The organism is Paremcibacter congregatus (genome assembly GCF_006385135.1).
GTDB lineage: Bacteria > Pseudomonadota > Alphaproteobacteria > Sphingomonadales > Emcibacteraceae > Paremcibacter > Paremcibacter congregatus.
Genome location: NZ_CP041025.1, coordinates 1,462,771 through 1,485,357, shown reverse-complemented (window position 1 = coordinate 1,485,357; position 22,587 = coordinate 1,462,771). Strand labels below are relative to the sequence as shown.

Below are 22,587 nucleotides of genomic sequence, written 5' to 3'. Positions count from 1 at the left end.
TGTCAAAAATGTGCCCGAAATAAGACAGCCCCCTATTAATACTACAGATGATATATTATTGCAATTATATTCCCGAAGATCACCAAATGGTGCTCTGTCCTAGAAATACCGCGCCAGCCGAAGTTGAATAAAATCATCCCGAGAAATAGAATAGAACGGATCCCCCACCGGCACCCCCAGGAATAGTCGCGCATCGAGCGATATTTTCCAGCTGTCCCCGATCCGGCGGCTGCCTTCCAGATTAACGAATTTCGCCCTGCTGTTCAGATCAAAAATCGTTCCCATAAGAATTTGTGTACTGTCAATATCGTTTGCAGCCCAACGCACCCCGACAAAAAGATCGTCTTCAAGCCCGGACGTCGCCAAATCTCCCCGATCATCATAAAGATATTCCGACAGCAAGCTGATATCCGCTCCGCCGCCCAACAAGTCATAGAAGGTATATTCAAAACCGCCAGCCAGAGCCCAATAGTCCTGATAAGCCCAGGCCCCGACCCCCGTCCGCCGGATGCCTTCGAATTTAATCAACAGATCATTAAACGTCGCCTGCAGGTCAAGGCCCGTCTGATTAATCAGGTTATAACGCGGCACCAGAACGGGGGCGCCATCAGCATCCGTCCCCAGAGCCAAATCTACATCGCGGTTGGTGCCGCGGAAATGATATAGTCCTATATCAAAATTTTCGATCACATGTGACCAGCGCACCGCCCAGTCGGCATGCCATTTGCCGGCCCCGGCCTGATAGTCAGTCTGACTATAATCCACGGCCAGTGGCAAGCGCAGGCGGCCTTCGGCGCCCGGAAAGCGCTGTTCCCGGAAGTAGGTCATCAGATAAGCGGAAAACACCCCGAAGTCACTGGTATAGGATACCGTAGCCATCGGCTGCCCAAGCTTATCTTCCTGGTCAATGTCTTCCAACAGATCATCCTGATTGAGGATATTCACCAGATGAACCGATTCTGTAACCCCCCAGAAAACAGTATCAATGCCGACCGTCGCCTGAAGGCGATCTGCGGTTCCGGTCCATTTCAATGCGCGAATGTCAAAATGGCTGCGGGCGCTGTCCTGAACATCAAGCCGCCCGAATGGTCGAAAGCTGAATTGTGCACCACCACTGTCAGAAATATATTCCATCAACGGCTCAAGTGCAAAAGATACGGTCCAGTCGTCCACCGCCGGATAGAAACTCGACTGGGGGAAAAAGCGGCCTTCCATTTCAATATAGCCCGACAGGGTTATTCGCTCATCGCCGCTGACCGCATCATCGTATGTTTCAGGCGTTCTCTCCGGCGTCACGTCTGGGACAGAAACCGGTGGTGCCGGCGTCACAGATATTTCATCTTCTGTGCGCGGGCGAGCCGGTGCGACGGGCTCTTCTGCCGGGGCAGGTTGCTCCGGCTCCACCGGTTCTTTCAACTCAACAGCAGCTGCATCTGGTACTGTTCGTTTCACCAAACGGCTCCATTCCGCCCCTGATATGGCCTTGAGATCAAAAACAAGGCGGTATTGCATGCCATGGTCAGGCTTCAGAAGAAAACTCTTGTCCACGACAGCCGATGTGCGCAACGCGATCCGCAGACGTACGCCCCCCAGGTGATCCTCTACGATCACATCCTGAACCAGACCGACAACCTGCATATCTTTGGTCAGGGCGCTGACCGCCTCACGGCTGGGAGCCTCTTTCAGGTCAACGACGATTTCCCGGCGTCCTTCCAGAACCGGGTCTTGCCGGTAGCTGACTTCATAGAATGTCGCGTCGCTTAATTCCAGAACCACACGGGTCTTATCAGGATGCAATCCGGTACGCACATCAAGGATGTCCACCGCCGCCTGCCCCGGTGCTGTCCAGAGCCCCAGCGCCGTTGCAGCCATCAAAAAAACCTTCACCGCGCGATGCCCGGTGGGACCTTTGTGTCTGCCAAGGTGATAATGTGATGGTTTCAGCAACAGAGCCCTCTTAATGTATTTGATTGCGTTTCATGCACAATAGATTGCAAATAAATATGTAGAAGGGCCTAAGGAATCTCGCCAATTTGACGATCTCTTTATTCATTTTTTTCTAAAATTATAAGTAATTACAAGACATTCTGTCCGCATTTACCCTGCATTAACCATAAGATCGTACGGGCCAAAAGGAAAGAAAAAAGCCCGTCTCCGAAAAGACGAGCCTCTTGAAATGGCTTAAAATATAGGGTTTGTCTCTTATCTCGCGGTTTTAATCCGGCCCTTGGAAAAGTCGTTTTCAGTCAGGTCTGTGCGAAAATCAAAACGACTCCATCGCAACTCTGTTGTCTTGCCGGTGACCTTATTCTCCATAAACAGCTTTGTAGCGCGCCAAAATTTATCAAGATATTTTTTGTAATCCGATTGACTAAGAACCTTGAACAAGTCCCCGCGCCGATTATAAAAATCGGTTTTCCATGTCCGGTATTCCACTGTGTCGATCCAGGATACCAGTTTGGTATAGCCGGATTTTTCATCCAAGGGATAGGATTCGACCACAAAACAGGTCAGCGTTCCGCAGGCTTCCGTACGCAACCATTTATATTTGTATTTCCCCAGGTCCCGCGATGACATATCCTCATAGGAAAACTCACTGCCCATAAATGAACCGGCCTTGCTGCTGGAAGAGATCCGCTTCACCTTGCCCAGCATAGGCAGATAAATCCACTGGTCATCAGATTCGCGTATCTTGGAATGAGTCAAAAAAGCCGTGCCTTTGATATCGCGCGGACTGTCAAAAATCACCAGCGACTTGTCCCCCACATCCGGGGCGATCATTTCAAAGGTCTTAATTTTCAGACTACGATAACTTTCCCGCCCCTCACGGTTGCGCAGGATCATCTCAAGTTCGGCCACACTGTTCCCGAATCCCGTATCCCGTCGATCAGCCTCCGTGGCAATGGCCAGGCCTTTTTCTTCCGGAGACTGGGCCCGAAGCCCCCCTGGCAGAAGAACGCCTAACAGGATAACACCAAACGCCGTTAACCTATACCATTTTACCATAATCCGCTTCCTTGGTTGTCCATAATTACAGGCAGTACATCAGGAATTGGTACAAAATTCGTTACCAAAATTCTGAATCAGGAAATAATGTAGAAAAAGTATATACAGAAGACAAGTCCAGGACGCGGGATTACCAGATAATTCCGGTCGTCACATCCGTCTCGGGCGCCGAAAAAGGCGCGGGAGCAGCTTGCGGTGAAGGTTGTTTCTCGCGCTGACGATAGGTCACCGTTCCAGAAGCAGGATTAACATCAAGAAAATGATACCCCGGTGTTGGGATGCACGCCGGATCCGCCGCACTCTTCGCCGGCATATCCGCCAAATCTGTCACTGCGGGATTATCTCCGGAAGAAGTTCGGTCAATACGCGTCTCCTCAATCGGGGGAAACTCACCTTCTTCACAGATCAATGGACCGCCTGTTCCCCCTGTGACCGTCAAACACAGCCGGCCTGTTTCACAGATGGCTTGCCCATCGCAGACCTTATAATGAATAGCCACATTGTCGCGTTCGCCTTCACCGAGGGCATCAAAGGCGCTGCCCGGATTATAGGTCAGGTTTTTTCCATCATGGACAATAACCCCCAGATCGCTATCCAGACTGGCATCGGCTATATACCATCGGCGATGCGATACTGCCCCGTCCTGTGACATGGTGTGATGATCGGGCACAGAAATCGTAAAGGTGCCATTCGCCGCCGCCTCCACAGGAGGGCGTTCATCCAGCTTGCCCGGCGCATAAACCGTGCCCTTTGTTGATACAAGTCCCTTTTCCTGTCTCACAGTGTCCGGTTTTTTCTCACTTTGGTCTGTGCCCTGTATTTCGGGATCCGGCTGTCTGTCAGAAGCATGACCATAGGACTTACTCTGACTATTATTAATCATATCATACGCTCCTGCCGCCTCTATAGCGGCATCAAATGCAACGTAAAAAAATTTCACATTACCCCCTGCCTCCTTTCTACCATGAAAGGATAAACAAACCCTTATCTGAACCGGACCCCTCCTTGCGCGCCAAAATCAAAAAAAATCTTTTAATATCAATGAACAAACTCATATTTTCTTTACAGAATAATATAAACTTTGATTTATTAACGGCCTTTCTGTGAAAAATTAACCATTATTCAACGCAATCATCGTACTCAGGAACTTAAGGTTAATTTTAGATCAAATTTGTAATAACAAAAACAAGTGTAATGGGTTTAACAATCAGTATGACTGCATCTGCATCGACAACTCAAGCAACCGATGGCAAGACACCGCCTTTTAGCGTAGGGAAGAATTCAGGCGTAATGCCAATCATGAGAGCCGACATTCTCATCGCCTCGCTTTTTCTCAATACGCTGTCCCTCGCCTTGCCTATGGTTTTGCTCCAGGTTTATGACCGCATTATTCCCAATGTCGCGCTTCAAACCCTGACCTTGCTAATTTTTGGGCTGGTGGTTGTTCTGATCATAGATGTGCTCCTGCGCACCGCCCGGTCTTATCTATCCGGCTGGGTTGGCGCCAAATATGAACATGAAATGGGCTGCCAATCGGTTGAAAAACTGCTTAGGGCCGACCTCCAGGAATTGGAAAAAGTCTCCTCCGGTGTACATCTCGACCGTTTGTCCTCCATTGATTCCGTGCGGGATTTTTATTCCAGTCAGGCCGGTCTGGCTCTTGTTGACCTGCCCTTTGTTTTATTGTTCCTCGGCCTTCTTGGTTACATTGGCGGGGCGCTTCTGGTTGTGCCGGTTTTACTGTTGGTGGTTTTGGGCGCATTCTCATTCTTCATCGGCGTGCGCCTGAAAGACGCCATCGAAAATGACACGTTATGGGAAGATCGCCGCTACAGTTTCATCATAGAAATTCTTGGTGGCATTCATTCCATCAAAAGTATGGCCATGGAAAACCTGATGGGCCGCCGGTATGAAAAGTTGATGGAAAACTGCTCCAGAGCATCCTATGAAGTTATTTTTCTCAATGGCATTTCCCAAAGCATCGGCACCATATTCTCGCAGATCACCATGGTTGCCGTTGCCAGCGTCGGCAGCATTCTGGTGATCAACGGCGAAATTACCATGGGGGCACTTGCCGCCAGTACATTGCTCGCCGGGCGCACCGTGCAACCCCTGTTGCGGGCATTGAGCATATGGACCCAGTTTCAACACATACAGATCGCCAACCAGAAAATACAGGCCATCGACAACACCAGCGCCGAACGTCCGGATGATACACACGATATTGGTCGCGTCGAACGCGTTGAAATGAAAAACGTCAGCTTTAAATATGGAAAAGACGGTAAAGAAATCCTTCAGGATGTTAACCTAACCCTGAACCATGGTGAGACCATCGGCATCAGGGGCGGTAATGGGTCTGGAAAATCCACCCTGCTGTGGTCCCTGATGGGCGGCTTAAAACCCACCTCGGGTGAAATCCTGATCAATGGACAATCACCACAGGCCTTTTCCACCGACAGCCTGCGTAAACGCATCGCTTACCTGCCCCAGCGTCCCATCATGTTCCGGGGCACCATTCTGGAAAACCTGACCATGTTCCGCGGGGACGAACATATTGACGCGGCTTTGCAAGTGGCTGAAATGCTGGACCTTAATAAAATTCTGGCCCGTATGCCTGATGGCTACGAAACCCTGATCGGGGACGGCGCCCAGAGCGAAATTCCCACCGGCATAGCCCAACGCATCACCATTGCCCGTTCGCTCGCCCATAAACCGGATCTTGTTCTGTTCGACGAGGCCAATTCAGGGCTCGACACCAAGTCGGACAATGACCTGCAGTTTCTGATGGAAAGATTGAAAGGCACCTGTACCATCGTTCTGGTCAGCTACCGCCCTTCTCTTCTGCGGTTAGCAGATCGGCAGTTTGACCTGAAAGACGGCTGCCTGATCCCGCAAGACAATAGCGCCTCATCTAACCAGCAGGGAGGCCGTTCATGACCAAAGCCATCTCTGCTGATACACCGGCCGAGGCCAGTCCGGCAAGGCGAGCACCCAATGGTCCCGCACGGGAATTGCTCGACAACCTGGAAACCCAGGTCAAGAAGGGGGTGAAGCTCTCCGTATCCGATGCTGCTCAATTGGCTGATGCCCTGGAAACCGGTCAAATTGCGTCTTTTTCCGCCAAATCACCTTTCGCCTCTTGCCTAATTCCCTTGCTTACGGCACTGGGATGGCGTGGCAACATTCGCGCCTTATTTGAATCCCTGCCACATTTCGCCGACAGTCTCGACCGGACAGAATTCAGAAACTGTCTGGCGCACCTGCATTATAAAACCGTGCAATCCCCGGCCAATGTTGCAGATATTGATGAAAGACTGTTTCCCTGCATCTTTGTCGATAGGAAGGGAAGCCCTCTCGTGCTGCTGGCCCGGGAAGAAGACCCGCAAAGCGGGACCCCTCAAGTCCGGGTTTTTGACAGTGCCGACCGAAAAGAGAAAATGCTGCAGGACGCCTCCCTCTCCGGCACCGCTTATTTTATTTCATCGGATTTCACCACCCAGACCAACAAGAAGAAAAATACCCGTCCGAGTGAAAACTGGGTCGGAGATCTTTTTTTACGGTTCAAAACCACCATCAAGCAACTGTTCGCGATGACGCTTGTTTTGAATATTTTCGCCCTGCTGGTGCCGTTGTTCATCATGGCGATCTATGATCAGGTCATTCCGTCCAAATCAAGTGAAAGCCTCGCTTATCTGACCGGAGGTATCCTGTTCGCCATTCTATGTGAAGTGATTTTACGGTTCATACGATCACGTTTTGTCGCTTACCTCGGGGCCCGCGTGGAAAATATTGTCACCACCGCCACATTTAAGAAACTGCTCTCCTTGCCGCCGACGATGACAGAATCCTCGCCAATCGGCAGCCAGGTTGCCCGTCTGAAAGAGTTTGATTCTATCAAAGGACTATTTTCAGGCACCCTGGTTAATGTCATTCTGGAACTGCCCTTTGTGGTAATTTTCCTGGCCATCATCCTGATACTTGGTGGCCCCCTGGCCTATATCCCTTTGGTTATGATGGCGGTATTTGGTCTGGTCGGTTTTATCATGCTGCCTTCCATGAAACGCAATGTCGCCCGTTCCAGCCGCACAAAGGCGGAACGTCACGGCTTTCTGGTAGAAAGCATGTCCAATCTCCGCACCATAAAGCAGACCGCATCCGAACAGGCCTGGCTTGACCGTTTCCGGGATTTGTCGGCGGAATCCGCCTATTCCCATTTCCGGACCTCTCAGGTTTCGCTACTCATGCAAAGCCTGGCCCAGGCCATCATGATGGCCGCCGGGGTCGCCACAGTCGGCTTCGGCGTTTTAAGAATTTTGAACGGCGATATGAGCGTCGGGGCCCTGATCGCCTGTATGGCACTGGTCTGGCGGGTACTCTCGCCGCTCCAGGGCCTGTTTCTCACCCTCACCCGTCTTGAGCAAACCCTCAACAGCGTCAAACAGATCAATTTATTGATGAAGATAAATTCAGAAGATGACCCAAGCCCGTCCAGTTTATCCACCCGGGAATTTGCCGGTCATATCGTGATGGACCGGGTCAGTTTTCGCTACCGGCCCAATGCAGAGCCCGCCCTGCTCGGGGCATCCTTTGAAGTCAAACCTGGAGAAATGCTGTCGATCATTGGGCCCAATGCCGCCGGGAAGTCCACCGCCCTGAAACTTTTACTGACCATGTCCCGCCCCCAGGCCGGCCAGGTCATTCTTGATGGCATGGATGTGCGGCAAATCAACAGCATCACCCTGCGTCAGGCCATCGCCTACGTGCCACAGGAAGCGCATTTCTTCCACGGCACCATTGCCCAGAACCTGAGATTGTCACAGCCTATGGCCACCCATGAGGAAATGGTCGAGGCCTGCATCAAAGCCAACGTTATCGAAGAAATTTCAAATCTGACACATGGTTTTGAAACCCGTATTGGCGACCAATCCATTCAAAGTCTGCCTTCCAGCTTCAAACAACGGCTGTCCCTGGCCCGGGCTTATCTTAAAAAATCACCGATATTATTACTGGATGAGCCTGCCAAAACCTTGGACTTCGAAGGCGATACCGCATTCATGCGATCACTGGACGCCATCAAGGGCCAGATGACCATCTTAATGGTATCGCATCGTCCCAGTCACATCAGAATGGCCGACAAGGTATTGGTGCTAGAAGATGGTATGGTACGCCAGTTTGGCACCCCGGCAGAAGTTTTCCCGGATCTTTAATCATTCAAAGATCCCATGAAGAATAGCAAGAGAAATACAATGGAACAGAAACAAGACAATAACGCGCGTATAACCGGCAAAGAAGGCCAAACCACTCTGCCGACTAAAAATATTGACAGGCTTGAACAGCTTGTCGACAAGGCGACCGAATTCGCCCGGGAGAAGAACCCGCGCCCCACGAGCTATTACACCCGTTTTCTGTCCCGGGCGATCCTGTTGGAAGAATCCGGTCCGCCGCGGGCTGTGGTCTCCACAGTCGGTATCATTTCTCTGTTTTTGTTCGGCATGATCACCTGGGCCGCGATTACCACCCTCAATGAAACCAGTGTGGCGCGTGGTGAAGTCCGCCCGGCGTCCAGCGTTCAGCCGGTTCAGCATCTTGAAGGCGGTATTGTCTCGAATGTGCGCGTCCAGGACGGTGAACAGGTCCGGAAGGGTCAGGAAATTCTCACCATGGCGCCGACGCCCGCGACCTCCAATTACAACAGAATACTGGCCCGGCATACGGCGCTCAGTCTGCAAATAAATCGACTAAAAACCTTTGCCGCCAGCGAGGAAGCCGATTTCAGCGCCTATGAAAAATCCCATCCCCTTCTGGTGCAGGATCAGAAAGATGTCCTGACACAACAAAATATTTCCCGGGTCGCACAACAAGAGGTCATCATGGCACAATTGGATGAAAAGCAAAACGAACTGGTATTGCTTGATCGTCAGGAAAAAACACAACAAAACAACCTCGCCCTCCTCGCCGAAGAAATGAAGATGCGGAAAGAATTGACAGAGAAAGGTTTGGGATCGAAGCTTAAACTGCTCGAAATACAACGCTCCCATAATCAGGCTCTCGGTGATCTAAATCAGACCCAGGCGCGCAAAGCCGGCACACGGGCCAGCATATCTCAGGTCCGGGGCAATCTGGTGGCTTTAAACGAAAAATTACGCAATGACGCCCTCATTCAGGTGGACAGCCTCAGCAGTGAACGGGCTCAGGTGACCGCAGAGCTCACACAATTACGCGACCGTGTTCAACGTTTGTCAGTCATTGCGCCCGTGGATGGCATTGTCAAAGGATTGAAATACCGCACAATCGGAAGCGTTGTACCGCCCGGTGATGTCGTCGCAGAGATTGTCCCTCTATCGGACAAACTGGTGGCCGAAGTTAAAATCTCCCCCCGTGATATCGGTCATGTAAAAATCGGTACAGAAGTTCTGGTGAAACTCGACACCTATAACTTTGCCCGTTATGGAAGCCTGTCCGGCAGTCTCAATCATGTCTCCGCCTCCTCTTATATGGACGAACAGGGGGAAACATATTTCAAAGGCGTGGTGGAACTGCCCCGGAATTATATTGGAACCGATCCGGCCTCCAACCGCATCACGTCAGGCATGACACTGGTCGCCGATATTCAGACCGGCAAGAAAACCCTGCTGCAATATCTGGTCAAGCCGATCAACAATGCTTTGGACACTGCCTTTCGTGAAAGATAAATAGAAAACCAAAAAGGGTCGTCTTTTGGCGGCCCTTTTGCAAATCGCGCGATCCGTGGCCTAAAACCTCAAATTCAGAACCTTCTCAATCTTTGCTTAATTAATTTAGACTAATATTGTTCCGTGTACCCTAGTAGGAATTATAGATCGGCTTAACAGTGCATTGCTTTAAACCACTCTTATCCATGTTATTCTGCATAACAATGTTGTCTCCTGTTCTCGCCGCAAAGCCGGACGCAGTCTCCCCTTCTGTGGCAGATATTGAACAATTCATCTCACGCACAGAAGCGCTCTATGACCATGATATTTATTCCGTATTAAGCAAGACAGAACAACAGCTTACTCAAGAAACAAGCGATAAAAATATTAAAATTCTCAAGACCTTGATAGATTATTACATCATTCTTGAAGAATATGACAAGGCGCGGCCTCTCCTCGCCCGGCTTGGGGATATCTCGAGGGAACGTAATGACCCTGCCTTAAGCAGAATTTTTGAGTTTTTCACCATCAGTATTGACAGTGTCCACAAGCCGACCCAGGAAAATATAATGCTCTTCGAAGACCTGTTAAAGAAAGCAATCAAAGCCGACGACATCTATTTACAGGTTATTTTATTTGCAAATATAGCCACCCATAAAGAGTTGAACTATGAAACCCACTCGGCATTGGAATATCTTGATCGCGCCCATAGAATTCTAGACGATGTCGCTGACCCCTATCTCCATATTCTCGTTAACGGGACATACGCATTCATTTATGCCGATTTGAATGATTTCAGAAAAATCCTGAAATATTACACCCTGAACCTGGATTTGATGGTTCGGCATGGCCTTGCCGACAATTTGGGAATTTACCTCTTCAACCTCAGTCTGCCGCTGCAAAATACCAAGCAATACGACCTGTCCAACCGGGCCTTGAATATTATCATAGAACAGCAAAATAAATACGGCCAGAGTGGCGGCGAAATATACCCGTTAACCGGACTGGCAGAGAATGCCTATGCGGCAAAAAAATACAAACAAGCCCTCGAATATGTTACCAAGGGGTTGCCCTACACCCATCAATCACTCGATTTCGCAATCCGCCTGTATATTCTGGGGGCAAAATCCGCCGCCGCGGATGGCCAGGCCGCTCTGGCCAGGGTTTATCAGGACAAGGTTCAGAAATTCTACGCCAGCAATGAAGGCTACCCGGACGCCCAATGGCAAACTGTCAATCAACGCATTCAGGCTGGCATCGCCCGCGCAGAAGGCCGCCATAAGGACGCTTACGACCATCTGTTGAAATATTATCAGGAGGGAGACAAGCGTCACTTTGAGGCCATTCAGCGCGACATTGACGGCGTACGGGTCAACCTGGAAAACAGACGGGCACTTGAAAAAGCCCAGAAAGAAATTTTGCTTCAAAAGACTCAGAACAGCCGGCTCATCCTGCTGACCATATCGCTGGCCGCCATTATCATTTCAGCCCTGATGTACCGTGCCCACAGAAACAGCAAACGCAACGCTTTGGCTCTTGCCGAGTCCGCTGCCATTGCCGAAAAGGCCAATCATGCCAAATCGGAATTCGTCGCCAATATGAGCCATGAACTGCGCACGCCGTTAAACGCCATCATTGGTTTCTCCGATATTATGAAGCAGAAACTCTACGGCGACATGGGCGATTCTAAATATGGCCAATATGCCGAAATGATCAACGACAGTGGACATCACCTGTTGGGAATCATTAACGAAATCCTCGACATCTCCAAAGTGGAAAGTGGTAAGATGGACCTTATGGAGGATTATTGCGATGTCGAAGCCATCACCCGGGCCTCTATCAATCTCGTGGCGAAGAAGGCAGAGGAATACAAGGTCAGTATCCAATATAACATCCCCAAGGACTTTCCCGAGATTTATGCGGATCATCGCATCATCAGCCAGATTCTCAATAACGCGTTGTCAAATGCGGTGAAGTTTAGTGATGCCGGCGGGGAAGTCACCATCGCCGCCATATTGGCCGAGGATGACACATCCATCTGCCTGGAGATCAAAGATACCGGAATCGGCATGACCGATGAAGAACTCCGTTTCGTTATGGAACCCTTCCAGCAAGTCCAGAATCGCTTTACCAAAACCCGTGAAGGCACAGGTCTCGGCCTGCCGCTCATGAAAGCCTTTATTGAGCTCCACGGGGGCTACATGGCCATAGAATCCCTCAAAGGCACCGGCACGACATTACGGTTTCATTTGCCCCACAAACAGATGATATAAAATATAGCACCGCTTGTAGGATCGAAACGTCCCGCCCCGGCAACAAGACCCGTGTTTTCCAACAAAGATATCTTAATGATCCATCCCGCTGCCATGATCCATTTTCATCGGCGCCTTCTTCATCACCTGAACGTTCAGATCAACCGTACCGCCATGCGCAAACGTCAGCGTTAAAGGCACCATATCACCGACAGCAAATTTCTTGCTCAGGCCAAACAACATCAGGTGATAGCCTCCCGGCTTGATCTCAGTCGTCGCATGGGCGGCAATTGGAATATACGCCACCTGCTCCATTTTCATCACACCATCCTGATGGCGATGCACATGCAACTCAATTCGCTCAGCCTGTGGCGAGCTGGCCTTAACAAGCCGATCCTCCTGATCGCTGTCATTCTTCAATGTCATATAAGCCGCCCCCGGACGGTTTTGAAGAATAACCGGCCTTGCCCAGGCCTGAGTAACACTAATCGCTTCACCGGCATAAGCCGTCGGTATTGACAATAAAGAAACGAAAAAAAACAGGCTGGAAATAATTTTAATCTTCACGGTAAAACCTTTTAATTTATTTTGCTGAAAAAGCGAGACAGAGGTAGGCCATATTTACAGGTAATCGCCTTGCCGTCTTCACAACTATAAAATGAGATCGCGATGGCCTCTGCCCGGCCAATGATATTTTCTACCGGCACATAACCTACGCCTGACAACAAACGGCTGTCGGCCGAATTGTCCCGATTATCCCCCATGGCAAACACATGTCCTTCAGGAATAATATATTCGGCGGTATTATCCAGGTAACCAAAATCGGTGCGCTCGGCAATGTGATAACTGCGGCCTTCCGGAATATCTTCCCGAAATTCGCGTACAGACACCATATCTCCTTTCGGCGCACGGTAGCTGTAACTCTTTTCATGAGCCCGTGGCAGGATCTTTCCGTTAATCACCAGACGCCCCCGCACCAGTTGCAACCGGTCCCCCGGCAAGCCCATGATGCGTTTGATAAGAGTGCGTTTCGGGTCTTTCGGGTCGGCAAAGACGACCACATCCCCGCGGGCCGGTAATTCCCCCATGATACGACCGTCAAAATTCCCCAACCCAAAAGGCAGGCTGTAACGAGAATAACCATAGGCAAATTTATTGACAACGATTCGGTCACCGACCTCTAAAGTCGGCACCATACTTTCAGAAGGCCAAATTTCATATTGAGCGTAGGCAAAACTGTGAACTGTAAAAACAGTAATGGCGACCACCAGGATTTCCTTGACGAAACTCCAGACTTTCTTCACATAGGAAAGCTCCTGTGCGTCAGGTTGAGTTATATTTTCCGCCATGTGTAAATTTATCCTTATATGATAACTGTACCACCCACTCCACCTTTCGATCGAGTAGGCGAAGACTAAGACTTTTTTACGGCGATGAGAAGAAGAAAAATTTTCCCCCAAAAAAATATCAGATTCTGCAATTTGCACCTTGCAGAGCTGAAAAACGGGCTTATATAAGCTTCGTAAAGTTTAACAAACCCCTGGTGTAATTGGGTCAACGACCCAGACCAGGATTAGAGATTTAATTACCATAGAACCAATCCAGGCCATAATGGCTGGTGCGGGCTATATTAAGAAATAGAGGATAGTATGGGTAAAGTTATCGGAATTGACTTAGGTACGACGAATTCGTGTATCGCAATCATGGACGGCGCGCAGCCTAAGGTCATTGAAAATGCGGAAGGTGGCAGAACAACCCCTTCCATGGTGGCCTTCACTTCAGACGGCGAAAAACTCGTGGGCCAGCCGGCGAAACGTCAGGCGGTAACCAATGCGGATAATACTCTTTTCGCCATTAAACGTCTGATCGGCCGGACCTATGAAGACCCCGCGACCAAAAAAGACATGGAAATGGTGTCTTATAAAATCGTCAAATCTGACAGCGGCGATGCATGGGTGGAAGCCCAGGGCCAGGAATACAGCCCGAGCCAGGTTTCTGCCTTCATTCTGCAGAAAATGAAAGAAACCGCCGAAGAATATCTTGGTGAAAAAGTCGATCAGGCCGTAATTACCGTTCCGGCCTATTTTAACGACGCCCAGCGTCAGGCCACCAAAGATGCCGGTAAAATTGCCGGTCTCGAAGTTCTGCGCATTATCAACGAGCCAACCGCTGCGGCGCTGGCCTACGGCATGGATAAAGAAGACGGCAAAACCATCGCGGTATTCGACCTTGGTGGTGGGACGTTCGACGTGTCCATTCTTGAAATCGGCGATGGCGTCTTCGAAGTAAAATCCACTAACGGGGATACGTTCCTCGGCGGGGAAGACTTTGACATGCTGCTGGTGGAATATCTGGCAAGCGAATTCAAGAAAGAACAGGGCATCGACCTGAAAGCCGATAAAATGGCCTTGCAACGCTTGAAAGAAGCCGCCGAGAAAGCCAAGATTGAACTGTCCAGTTCACAACAGACCGAAATCAACCTGCCCTTCATTACCGCGGACGCCTCTGGCCCAAAACATTTGGCGCTGAAGCTGACCCGGGCGAAATTTGAAGAACTGGTTAAGGATCTGGTCAATCGCACCATCGCCCCTTGTAAAGCGGCGCTGAAAGATGCTGGCCTGACCGCTGGTGAAATCGACGAAGTCGTTATGGTTGGCGGGATGACCCGTATGCCGAAAATCACCGAAGTGGTAAAAGACTTCTTCGGACGCGAGCCTCATAAAGGCGTAAACCCTGATGAAGTGGTCGCCATGGGCGCCGCCATTCAGGCCGGTGTTCTGCAGGGCGACGTTAAAGACGTTCTCCTGCTTGATGTAACGCCTCTGTCCCTCGGCATCGAAACATTGGGTGGCGTATTCACCCGCCTGATCGATCGCAATACCACGATCCCGACCAAAAAGTCCCAGACCTTCTCTACAGCGGAAGACAATCAGTCTGCCGTGACGATCCGGGTTTTCCAGGGCGAACGCGAAATGGCCGCCGACAACAAGATGCTTGGTCAGTTTGACCTGCTGGGCATTCCGGCCGCCCCGCGCGGCGTACCACAGGTGGAAGTCACCTTTGACATCGATGCCAATGGTATCGTCAATGTATCCGCCAAGGATAAAGGCACCGGCAAGGAACAGCAGATCCGTATTCAGGCCTCTGGCGGTCTTTCCGACGATGACATTGAAAAAATGGTCAAGGATGCCGAAGCCAACGCGGAAGAAGACAAGAAACGTCGTGAACTGGTTGAAGTACGCAACCAGGCCGAAGGCGCGGCTCATTCTGCGGAAAGCCAGTTGAAGGAACATGGTGACAAAATCGATGCGGCGGACAAATCCGCCATTGAAGACGCCATCGCCGCCGCCAAGAAAGCGGTAGAAGGCGAAGATGTTGACGCCATCAAGGCTTCTCTTGAAGCCCTGCAGCAAGCTTCCATGAAGCTTGGTGAAGCGATCTACAAAGAGCAAGGTGATGCGGCTGGCGGTGCTGGCGAAAGTGCAGACGCCTCTGGCCCAGCCGATGATGATGTGGTTGACGCCGACTTCGAAGAAGTTGACGACGACAAAAAGTAATGCGATCCCAGGATCAAATGTACACACATCATAGTTCATATGACCTGATGCCGTCCTGTTTCACACAGGGCGGTATCGGCATATTAAGGTAGAAGACCGGGAAAACCATGGCGAAAACATGTTATTACGAGTTATTGAACGTCGAACGCGGAGTCTCTGCGACGGATTTGAAAAAATCCTATCGCAAAATGGCCATGCAATTTCATCCGGACCGCAATCCGGGCGATGCCGCTGCGGAAGCCAAGTTCAAGGAAGTCAGCGAAGCCTATGAAATTCTGAAAGATGATCAGAAACGCGCCGCCTATGACCAATATGGCCATGCAGCCTTTGAAAATGGTGGCATGGGCGGCGGCGGCATGGGCGGTGGTTTTGAAGGCTCCTTCTCCGATATTTTCGAAGACCTGTTTGGCATGGGCGGCGGTGGACGTGGCCGGTCAAGCCGGCGCGGCGGCCCCCGGCGCGGGGCGGATCTGCAATATAATCTGACCATTACCCTTGAAGACGCCTTTAGCGGCAAAGAAGAAAAGATTACCATCCCGAGAGCCGAACAATGCGGCGATTGTGATGGCAGTGGTGCCGAAGAAGGCTCCAAACCGGAAACCTGTTCCGCCTGTGGCGGCATCGGCAAAGTCCAGACCCAGCAAGGTTTCTTCACCGTAGAACGCACCTGCCCGCGCTGTCAGGGTCAGGGACAGGTTATTGCCAACCCTTGTGGCACCTGCCACGGGCTCGGCAAGGTGGAAAAAACAAAAACCCTGTCCGTTAAAATCCCGGCCGGTGTTGAGGATGGTACCCGCATTCGTCTTCAGGGCGAAGGCGAAGCCGGCAGTAAAGGCGCCCCTCCCGGCGACCTTTATATTTTCATATCTGTCGAATATCACCCTATTTTCCAGCGTGAGGGATCAACCATCCTGTGCAACGTCCCCATTTCCATGGCCACGGCAGCCTTGGGCGGTGAAATCGGCGTTCCCACGGTCAATGGCAAGAAAGCCAAAGTCAAGATCAGTGCCGGTAACCAGACAGGCAAGCAATATCGCATCCGCGGCAAAGGCATGCCGATCCTGCACAGCCAGCAAATGGGCGACATGATCATTCAGACCACCGTGGAAACACCGGTCAATATGACCAAGAAGCAAAAAGAACTCCTGAGGGCCTTTGCGGACGAATGTGGTGAAGAGGTCAGCCCGGAATCTTCCGGCTTTTTCGACAAGGTAAAAACCCTGTGGGATGACCTCACGGAATAGACTTAAACCAATAGTAAAGCCCGCATATCACATGATACGCGGGCTTTTTTTTATGGTGTCGTCCTTATGGCGATATCTCAAGGTTACTTTGCCAATTCAACCCGGTTGGAGAAGGGCTAAGCTTCTGGTAGATCAGATTTAGATTGACCGGGACAACAGGAGATGAATACCAACGTATCCTCTACGCTTTGGCAAGTAGGATTATTCACGATCTGTCGTAAGATCATCCCTCGCCCTGGACCAGACAAGGACTATAAGAATACCGCCGCCCTTTCTTCTCAGCTGAAGTGTTTATTTTCATCGATCATGGTTCATTGATTACATACCTAGCAGGCAGAGCCAAGTCTCATAATCTTTCCAGAAAAAGTTAAATCTGTATATTGCTTTCCACTGTTACTTTCTGCAATTTCTTAAGTTGTTTTTTCGCACCCCAGCCAAAGGTAAAATAAAACATCATGTACTCAAGAACCATACTAATTATAACAGCAAACAACAATGGCCACCTGAAGCCTGATTCAAATCTATCAACCAAATTCAAAATACCCTCAAACTTTCCCGATTCCCCCATACCATTGAGGAATAACACCACCATTGCCAGACTAACACCAATAAAAAGAATTTGAAAAAGCACGTTCCCGAAGGCAAACCAATGCCTTTCCCTCGGCAATGGTAAACGACGGTGATCTCTCCCAAATTTTTTCCCAATAAAATATGTGATTGTCAGTAGAAAAATGAACTGAATTAAGTAAGGAACTTTATTAGAATTCAATCCGACTAAGCTTAAAAGCAGAGAGATTCCAACGCAAATAAGAATATACTTTTTTACAGAAACCGTGTGTTCTTGCATCATTTTATACAGGTTCCTTTTCTTCGTGAACCTATACTCCTTTGTTATAGTTTTTCTACTCCCCTTATACGCAGGAGCTCTACTAAAGAATCCATTACATCGGCGCAACCATTTCCATGAGGGTGCCCGTGAACAAGGCCGCGTAAGTACCGAGAATATAGCCTAAAACAGCCAGAAGAACCCCCACGGGAGCAAGTGACGGATGGAAGGCCGCAGCAAGAACCGGTGCCGAGGCCGCACCGCCGATATTGGCCTTACTGCCCACCGCCAGAAAGAAAATCGGCGCCTTAATGATCCGGCGCACGATAAAGAGCAAGGCAACATGCACCAGCATCCAAACAGCCCCCACCAGGAACATCGACAGGTGCTCAAAGATCGCCATAATATCCATTTTCAGGCCAATGGTCGCCACCAGAATAAAGATAAAGATCGTACCAATACTTGAGGCTCCCACGCCTTCCAGTTTCTTCGCCGGTGTGAAGGACAACAATAGTCCAGCGGTCGTTGCAATCACCACCAGCCAGAAAAATTGGCTGGAAAAGTTTGATGTCTCGTATCCTGGAATGTTTTTAAACATTGCAGACAGGTTATCCGCCCCGAAATGGGCCAGTCCCATCACCCCGAATCCCAATGCAAAAATAATCATCAAATCCTTGGCCATCGGAATGCGGGCATGTTCCTTCTGAAAGGCTTCCACGTTTTTCCGCAAATCATCAATCGCACCAACATCAGCCCCGTTCTTCCTGTCAATTTCACGATGACGCGCCGCCATGATCAAAAGCGCCGCCATCCAGACTTCCGCCACCAGGATATCGACTGTCACCATGATGGAAAACATCCTGTCCGACACCTGAAAAACTTCCTTCATAGCCGCCTGGTTGGCGCCGCCACCGATCCAACTGCCCGCCACTGTCGTCATGGCGCGCCAGACCGATTCCGGCCCATGCCCCCCGACCACTGACGGATCAATCACGGAAAAAATAAGGATCGCAATCGGTCCGCCAATCACCACCCCGACCGTCCCGGTCAGAAACATGATCAGAGCTTTCGGACCGAGTGCCACGATGCGCTTGAAGTCAACGCTCAAGGTCAGCATCACCAGACACGCCGGCAACAGATAGCGCGAGGCAACAAAGTAAAGTTTAGAATTCTCCCCATCAACCAGACCAAAGGTATTTATCAGAGAGGGCACAAAATAGCACATCAAAACCATCGGGATATAAGTATAAAATTTCTGCCAGAAGGGTGTCTTAATTGATGCCGTATAAAAAATTCCCCCCAATATTATCGCCAGTAATCCGAACAAAAACGCGTCATTGGTAATCATACTTACCCCTCTCCCATATCTATTTTTATTAGTTAATCCCGCAGGCGGGGGGCAACAGTACGTCATCATTCCCGGCTGTTCAACTAGTCTGATATATTATGAAGACGAATGACCCAGGAGAGAAAGACACAATGAAATATTTTCCCCTATTCAAAACCTGAATTTGAAAGAAGAACGGTTGAGTTAAGGATTTGTCGCGCAAAACCACAGGCTGGTGTATACAGCCTCGTTATAACAGTGTTGCTTGCAGACTTATAATATCATTCCGTTTCGCAGAGCGCCCGCACAAGATAGGTCCCATCATCATTTTCCTCTACCTTGGGTTCACATCCATCAACTTTCACGCCATCTATCACATCCTGAAGGCGGTCTGCCGGAACATCCTCAATGACATAGCATTCTCTCATCTTGTTTTCCTTCTTAAGAAACAGAATTACAAATCACAGGCCGAAATCTCCCCCTTTTCAATCAGGGCGCTTACCGCTTCCACCCGCGCCTTGGCATTTTTACTGCCAAACATAAAAAGACCAAAAGGCACTTTATTATAGGGCGATGCCGACAACCACTTTTTGATTTCTGCTTGATGTGCTTCCTCAATGACGCCGCCTGGCTTCCAGTATTCGGTCAGGCAATCCCCCGCTTTATCTGCCTGGAACTTGTCTCGGAAAATTCCCTTGGCCTGCTCGTTCGCCATCGCCACTTCCTGACCCGCCGTTTCCGTAATACTCGCCAAAGCCCCGGGAACCGTACCGGCATAATAATATCGCGCCAGATCAACCGCCGCCGCCTCTATTGAATAAAGCCCAACTTCCTGATTAAGTCCTTTGAGAATATCGACCATGACAGTGGCGCGCCCGGCCCGCATTTTTGTCACAATCGCGGCTGTCGCCTGATCCATCAAAACCTTTTTATCAAAAGCCGCCTTGCTGCCGAGAATGAACATGCTGGTCGCTCCCAGAACTTCCTTGGTTCTGGCACCACCAGCAATGGTCGTCGCCCCGGCGAGCCCAAGGAGCAGCCATTCCGTACCGATATCGGCTATCATGCCTTCCCGGTAAATGGTTTGTTCAAAATCAATGAAAGCGCTGTCGATGTAAGCGAGCTTTGCGTTCACAACCGCATTGCGTTTTTCTTCCGTGGTCGCCGCATGTCTTTCTGATTCCGACAGAATAAAACTGGAGGCCGGCTGTTGTTGAATTTCATCAATATCAGACTTGGGATAGCCATTGATACTGGCACAGCCACTAAGCACGATAAAAGCGCCTCCCAGAAAGAGTGCGATTAGTCGATACCACATCGTATTTTTCCTTCCCATGATAAAATACTCTCGCAGTCTATCACAAAGAACGAATATAAACAACTTCAGGTACCCCTTCCCAGCTGTAGGTCAGGAGTTTTTTATATCATAAAAGAGGATTCCAAAAACCAGCGCCGAAAGAAGCGCGATGCTTTATGGTCAGGACGCCTTAGGCCTCTATTCCCGACAGGCTTTTCTTAAAATGACTGAACAGGGCAATCTGGCTTTCCAGGTTTTCTTCGCCAATCCCTCCAAGCAGCTCATCAACCCAGCCTTTATGAATGGTGATGGCGTTTTTAAGAACCCTTCGACCTTCACTGGTCATGGAAACACTATATACCCGCCGATCCGTAGGCAACGCCCATTTTTCGACCAGACCATCCTTCATCAGGCGGCCCACCATACCGGTGGTATTGGCGTTCGAGACCAGCAACATGCGCGACAGTTCGCTCATGGTGATCACCCCGCCCGGCGCACGGTCAATGGCGACCAAAACATCAAATTTAGCCAGGGTCAAAGGGGTATGTTCCTTCATACGCTTATTAAGGATCTGGGTGACCCGGGTCGAACTCGACAACATTCTTACCCAAAGCTGCAAGTAGCGGGGATCCGCATCATCCTTGTTTTCCATGGTCTTTCTTTCCATATTCATCTTCTCGATGCCTCCGGTTCTGGCTATCTTTTCTGTGCGCTAAACCGCGCAATTCATGTAAGCCTACAATAACCTTTTAGGTCTGGAATAAATTGCCATAAATCAAGTTTTGCGCATTATTCTTAAAAAGTATGGCTTTTATGGATGCTTTCCTGCGCTTTCCAAAAAAATATTTTACAAGTTTACAAAATTACTTCATACTTAAAATATATTTCAATTTACAACCGGATTTTTTCATGCGCGACCATATTCTTACGCCCCTTACTATCAATGGCATGCTGGTGCCCAACCGTACTGTCGTGCCCGCCATGGTCACCCGCCTGTCGGGGGAAGACGGTTATGTCAATCAGGCGATCATCGACCGTTACGTCAGCTACGCCAAGGGCGACGTTGGTCTAATCATTGTCGAGGCCATGGCCATTCACCAGTCAAAATCAGGGCCCCTTTTACGCATCTCAGACGACAAGTTCATCGAAGGTCATCGCAAACTCACCGACGCCATTCACCGGACCAGCCAGTCAAAAGTTGTACCCCAGATCATTCATTTCATGAAAGTGGCCCGTTCCGGCTGGCGGCAGACCATTGACATGTTGTCGGAAGACGATATCACCGCCATCATTCGCGATTTCGGTGATGCCGCCCTGCGCGCCAAAGAAGCTGGCTATGACGGGGTCGAACTGCATTCCGCCCATGCCTATACCTTGTCATCGTTTCTTTCCCGCCATAACAAACGTCGCGACCGGTATGATGGCCGTTCTCTGGAAGGACGTCTGCGCATGTTTGGCGATGTCATGGCGGAGGTCCGTTCAAAAGTCGGAAAGGACTTCCCGATTGGCGTGCGCTTTCTCGCGGATGAAATGATTAAAGATGGGTATACACTGGAAGACAGTCGCCTGATCGCCCTGCGTATGGCCCAGCTGGGGGTTGATTATATTTCCCTTTCTGTCGGAGGCAAGTTCGAAGACGCCATCCTGCAGGACGGCCTGCCGCCCTACCCTTACACCGGTTATTCCGGAGAACGTTGCATGCCTGGCGCAAGCTTTCCCAAAATGCCCCATATCCATTATGCCGCGGCAATCAAGGAGATGATCAATGCCAAGGGGTTTGATATTCCGGTGATCTCAGTCGGGAAAATCAATGCGCCGGAGGATGCTGAACGTCTGCTGGCCGGAGGTAAAGCAGACATGGTCGGCATGGCCCGGCAACTGCTCGCGGATCCCAACTGGCCCAAAAAGGTCGCCCAGGAGCGGGAGCAGGATATAGTGACTTGCGTTTATTGTAATGTCTGCAAACAGCTGGACGAAAAATTCAAGGAAGTCACCTGCTTCCTGTGGCCCAAAGGCTATCTGCAGGCGCCGGACTATGATCCGGATATGACGGCCCCGGCTTGGGAAGACGACAGCCCGCTGAATGCCACTTATGTCAATGGCGCCGTCAAATTGAAATGGACCCGCGCGTCGGGAGAGGTCAGCGGTTACGACCTCTACCGCACGGAAGACAGCGGCGCGGTCGAAATTATCGAAGCCAAAAAGGGCGGAAAATTTGACGACAAGACGGTGCTCGGCGGTCTGAAGTACAGCTATTACATCCGCGCTTACAACAAATCCGGGCAGGCCGGACCGCCGTCAAACGTGGTCGAACTGGAACTTCCTATAGAAGATTTTCTGCCCCAGCAGACAGCCAGCTAAAAAGCCAAACCACACACCGGGTTGACAGACAGGGACAACTAGCTAT

17 protein-coding genes are annotated in these 22,587 nt (G+C 50.2%); 7 read left to right on the top strand and 10 right to left on the bottom strand.

Translation table 11 applies throughout. From position 1 onward, the window contains the following. Positions 1-99: 99 nt before the first annotated feature. The 3 genes from FIV45_RS06545 to FIV45_RS06535 all read right to left on the bottom strand — a co-directional run bounded on the left by FIV45_RS06545 (position 100) and on the right by FIV45_RS06535 (position 3,889). Positions 100-1,872: a hypothetical protein gene (locus FIV45_RS06545; RefSeq protein ID WP_133118533.1), complete on the bottom strand. Its 1,773-nt coding sequence runs from the start codon at positions 1,870-1,872 to the stop codon at positions 100-102. A 330-nt stretch (positions 1,873-2,202) separates the two neighbouring features. Further along, positions 2,203-3,006 (bottom strand): outer membrane lipoprotein-sorting protein, encoded by an 804-nt coding sequence (locus FIV45_RS06540; protein WP_099471572.1) that lies wholly within the window; start codon positions 3,004-3,006, stop codon positions 2,203-2,205. A gap of 130 nt (positions 3,007-3,136) precedes the next feature. Continuing rightward, entirely contained in the window at positions 3,137-3,889 is a 753-nt protein-coding gene (locus FIV45_RS06535; RefSeq protein WP_099471571.1) for a hypothetical protein, read from the bottom strand. Positions 3,890-4,296: 407 nt separating this feature from the next. Between FIV45_RS06535 and FIV45_RS06530 the strand changes: the two genes are divergently transcribed. The 4 genes from FIV45_RS06530 to FIV45_RS06515 all read left to right on the top strand — a co-directional run bounded on the left by FIV45_RS06530 (position 4,297) and on the right by FIV45_RS06515 (position 11,950). Next, entirely contained in the window at positions 4,297-5,943 is a 1,647-nt protein-coding gene (locus tag FIV45_RS06530; RefSeq protein ID WP_165776929.1) for a peptidase domain-containing ABC transporter, read from the top strand. Continuing rightward, positions 5,940-8,213, top strand: a complete 2,274-nt coding sequence (locus FIV45_RS06525) for a peptidase domain-containing ABC transporter (protein WP_099471569.1) — start codon at positions 5,940-5,942, stop codon at positions 8,211-8,213. Before FIV45_RS06530 ends, FIV45_RS06525 begins: the two co-directional genes overlap by 4 nt. 39 nt (positions 8,214-8,252) lie before the next feature. Further along, positions 8,253-9,698, top strand: a complete 1,446-nt coding sequence (locus FIV45_RS06520) for an HlyD family type I secretion periplasmic adaptor subunit (protein WP_165776928.1) — start codon at positions 8,253-8,255, stop codon at positions 9,696-9,698. Between the two features lie 203 nt (positions 9,699-9,901). Next, positions 9,902-11,950: an ATP-binding protein gene (locus FIV45_RS06515; RefSeq protein WP_165776927.1), complete on the top strand. Its 2,049-nt coding sequence runs from the start codon at positions 9,902-9,904 to the stop codon at positions 11,948-11,950. Positions 11,951-12,022: 72 nt separating this feature from the next. Here FIV45_RS06515 and FIV45_RS06510 read toward each other — a convergent pair whose 3' ends face one another. Continuing rightward, positions 12,023-12,496, bottom strand: coding sequence for a copper chaperone PCu(A)C (locus FIV45_RS06510; protein ID WP_165776926.1), 474 nt, complete (start codon positions 12,494-12,496; stop codon positions 12,023-12,025). 11 nt (positions 12,497-12,507) lie between these two features. Beyond that, on the bottom strand, positions 12,508-13,278 hold the full coding sequence (gene lepB / locus FIV45_RS06505; RefSeq protein ID WP_099471565.1) for a signal peptidase I: 771 nt from the start codon (positions 13,276-13,278) through the stop codon (positions 12,508-12,510). Positions 13,279-13,578: 300 nt separating this feature from the next. Between lepB and dnaK the strand changes: the two genes are divergently transcribed. Then, entirely contained in the window at positions 13,579-15,486 is a 1,908-nt protein-coding gene (dnaK, locus tag FIV45_RS06500; RefSeq protein ID WP_099471564.1) for a molecular chaperone DnaK, read from the top strand. Positions 15,487-15,593: 107 nt separating this feature from the next. Beyond that, positions 15,594-16,730, top strand: coding sequence for a molecular chaperone DnaJ (gene dnaJ, locus FIV45_RS06495; RefSeq protein ID WP_099471563.1), 1,137 nt, complete (start codon positions 15,594-15,596; stop codon positions 16,728-16,730). Positions 16,731-17,097: 367 nt separating this feature from the next. Here the strand turns inward: dnaJ and FIV45_RS06490 are convergent, their stop codons facing one another. From FIV45_RS06490 to FIV45_RS06475, 5 genes are all read right to left on the bottom strand, one after another. Next, positions 17,098-17,580: an ABZJ_00895 family protein gene (locus FIV45_RS06490; RefSeq protein ID WP_099471562.1), complete on the bottom strand. Its 483-nt coding sequence runs from the start codon at positions 17,578-17,580 to the stop codon at positions 17,098-17,100. 91 nt (positions 17,581-17,671) lie between these two features. After that, complete coding sequence (locus tag FIV45_RS06485) at positions 17,672-18,904, bottom strand: DUF819 family protein (protein ID WP_099471561.1); 1,233 nt, start codon at positions 18,902-18,904, stop codon at positions 17,672-17,674. 260 nt (positions 18,905-19,164) lie between these two features. Continuing rightward, on the bottom strand, positions 19,165-19,311 hold the full coding sequence (locus tag FIV45_RS18410) for a hypothetical protein (protein WP_165776925.1): 147 nt from the start codon (positions 19,309-19,311) through the stop codon (positions 19,165-19,167). A gap of 26 nt (positions 19,312-19,337) precedes the next feature. Beyond that, the gene (locus tag FIV45_RS06480; protein WP_099471560.1) at positions 19,338-20,201 is read right to left on the bottom strand and encodes a hypothetical protein; all 864 of its coding nucleotides are present in this window, start codon (positions 20,199-20,201) and stop codon (positions 19,338-19,340) included. A gap of 169 nt (positions 20,202-20,370) precedes the next feature. Further along, positions 20,371-20,847 carry a MarR family winged helix-turn-helix transcriptional regulator gene (locus FIV45_RS06475; protein WP_204844800.1) on the bottom strand — a complete coding sequence of 159 codons (477 nt, stop codon included), beginning with the start codon at positions 20,845-20,847 and terminating at the stop codon, positions 20,371-20,373. Between the two features lie 242 nt (positions 20,848-21,089). On the opposite strand from FIV45_RS06475, the gene FIV45_RS06470 reads away from it, so the two are divergent. Next, entirely contained in the window at positions 21,090-22,541 is a 1,452-nt protein-coding gene (locus FIV45_RS06470; RefSeq protein WP_099471923.1) for an oxidoreductase, read from the top strand. The last annotated feature ends 46 nt before the right edge of the window (positions 22,542-22,587 follow it).

Coding starts and splice junctions, on each gene's coding strand:
- FIV45_RS06475 (WP_204844800.1), bottom strand. CDS start 20,847: ATGGAAAGAAAGACCATGGAAAACAAGGATGATGCGGATCCCCGCTAC.
- FIV45_RS06530 (WP_165776929.1), top strand. CDS start 4,297: ATGCCAATCATGAGAGCCGACATTCTCATCGCCTCGCTTTTTCTCAAT.
- FIV45_RS06515 (WP_165776927.1), top strand. CDS start 9,902: ATGTTGTCTCCTGTTCTCGCCGCAAAGCCGGACGCAGTCTCCCCTTCT.
- dnaJ (WP_099471563.1), top strand. CDS start 15,594: ATGGCGAAAACATGTTATTACGAGTTATTGAACGTCGAACGCGGAGTC.
- FIV45_RS06490 (WP_099471562.1), bottom strand. CDS start 17,580: ATGATGCAAGAACACACGGTTTCTGTAAAAAAGTATATTCTTATTTGC.
- FIV45_RS06545 (WP_133118533.1), bottom strand. CDS start 1,872: ATGGCTGCAACGGCGCTGGGGCTCTGGACAGCACCGGGGCAGGCGGCG.
- FIV45_RS06520 (WP_165776928.1), top strand. CDS start 8,253: ATGGAACAGAAACAAGACAATAACGCGCGTATAACCGGCAAAGAAGGC.
- FIV45_RS06535 (WP_099471571.1), bottom strand. CDS start 3,889: ATGATTAATAATAGTCAGAGTAAGTCCTATGGTCATGCTTCTGACAGA.
- FIV45_RS06470 (WP_099471923.1), top strand. CDS start 21,090: ATGCGCGACCATATTCTTACGCCCCTTACTATCAATGGCATGCTGGTG.
- FIV45_RS18410 (WP_165776925.1), bottom strand. CDS start 19,311: ATGAGAGAATGCTATGTCATTGAGGATGTTCCGGCAGACCGCCTTCAG.
- FIV45_RS06485 (WP_099471561.1), bottom strand. CDS start 18,904: ATGATTACCAATGACGCGTTTTTGTTCGGATTACTGGCGATAATATTG.
- FIV45_RS06480 (WP_099471560.1), bottom strand. CDS start 20,201: ATGTGGTATCGACTAATCGCACTCTTTCTGGGAGGCGCTTTTATCGTG.
- FIV45_RS06540 (WP_099471572.1), bottom strand. CDS start 3,006: ATGGTAAAATGGTATAGGTTAACGGCGTTTGGTGTTATCCTGTTAGGC.
- dnaK (WP_099471564.1), top strand. CDS start 13,579: ATGGGTAAAGTTATCGGAATTGACTTAGGTACGACGAATTCGTGTATC.
- lepB (WP_099471565.1), bottom strand. CDS start 13,278: ATGGCGGAAAATATAACTCAACCTGACGCACAGGAGCTTTCCTATGTG.
- FIV45_RS06525 (WP_099471569.1), top strand. CDS start 5,940: ATGACCAAAGCCATCTCTGCTGATACACCGGCCGAGGCCAGTCCGGCA.